The following is a 1,477-nucleotide window of genomic DNA, read 5'->3' as shown; positions in this document are numbered from 1 at the left end:
TGCATCATGACGTAACACCACGCCCACCGCTACGGCGCGGCCTGGCATATCAGCACTATTCGATCACGCACGCTGCTACCGCTTGACCGGCAAGCAGATAAACGCCTGCCGCGAACCAGCGGCGCGCTTTCCCCATAAACAGCGCACAGCGAAAAAGCCGCCTAAGATCATGACAAGAAAAATATTCGCTCTTAAGTAGCAAAATCCAACGGGGCATGCTATTATCTTTCTCTCAATTCCCTGATAGCTCAGTCGGTAGAGCGACGGACTGTTAATCCGCAGGTCCCTGGTTCGAGCCCAGGTCGGGGAGCCAAATTTGAAAAGCCCTTTGCAGCCACTGCAAAGGGCTTTTTCTTTGCCCGTCTTGGTTCCAGCGGTTTCATCCCTCCCTTTCCCCCTATCCTTCTTTTTCTCTGCGCACCTGACGCCGGACGGTCTTGATCGCGACTACGCTGGCACAACATATATCAAAAAAAGCCCGCGGATTGCATTGCGAAAATAAAGACGCCCATCAGCTGAAGCAGCGTGCCACGCCCCGGCACCCCGAACAAGCCAGCGCGCCCATCGCAGAAAAACCATTCCTTCAGAAAAAATTCCCCAGCCTATTTGCCTGACAACCTTGCTTTGCCACCTTGCTTTGCCACCTTGCATCGCTACCTAGCTTTGCCGCCTCATTCTTGGTTGTCCTGCTGACTACCTTGTCAGCCGACCTTTGAGCAGATGGCAAGCCTGGCCGCCTCAGCGGTTTAAACCGACCTTCCTCTCTTCTATTTCTGTCTGGTGCCAGAACCATTACTGGCGCTCAGTCAGGTAGGGCACCATCATTTGATTCCAAGCGCCACTTGCTACGCACTCCGCAATGCCAGCTGGCCTGCTGATTTCACCTTAACTTCAAACCCAAGCAGCACAACACCGCCAATATCTCTGCACCACCAGCCGAAGCGGGTGGCCCGCCAACCGCCTTCATTTCTCTTAAGCCGGCAGCTACACCGTGGCACTTATCACTCACGACAACCGCCAAACCAGCGCACACTTCCAACTGGCCAGGCGGACAAACTGCCGGAGACACTTGTCCATATGCGAGCAGCCGAACTGGAGCATCGGCCCGCAAGAGTTATCCCCGCATCCTAAATCAGAGCGAGCGATCAAGCTTCAGCCAACAGATCAGGAACGCAGCAACGGTCATTGCCGTTCAGCAGGCGCACCGCTCAATGAACCACTGAGCCACTGAGAGGCTGCACGCCACCTTGCAGCGTGGTGAGCCAGGCAGACCCGGCTTGCCTCCGGCCGCCCCGCCAGGGGCGGGCCGAAGGCCGGTGAGGCTGTTTGGCGCAGTGCGGCGGGTGGGTGTGGTCTTGGGGCGGTCTTCAGTCAGCCAGAGCGCCAGAGGATCTGGCGGCAGCGCCCGGCATTGTTTTCCGGTTCCCCAAAGACAAAACCCCTCTCTGCTGAGCAGAGAGGGGTTCTGAGGATAAGA

The 1,477-nt window shown here is 56.9% G+C and carries 1 tRNA gene; it reads left to right on the top strand.

Annotation, left to right across the window (positions count from 1 at the left end):
* Positions 1 to 237 precede the first annotated feature (237 nt).
* Positions 238 to 313: transfer RNA gene (locus ACTJGZ_RS09390), tRNA-Asn, on the top strand.
* The last annotated feature ends 1,164 nt before the right edge of the window (positions 314 to 1,477 follow it).

The organism is Kerstersia sp. (assembly GCF_052103615.1).
Lineage (GTDB): Bacteria > Pseudomonadota > Gammaproteobacteria > Burkholderiales > Burkholderiaceae_B > Kerstersia.
The sequence above is the reverse complement of the archived record's forward strand: the minus strand, read 5'-3'. Positions and strand labels throughout refer to the sequence as shown.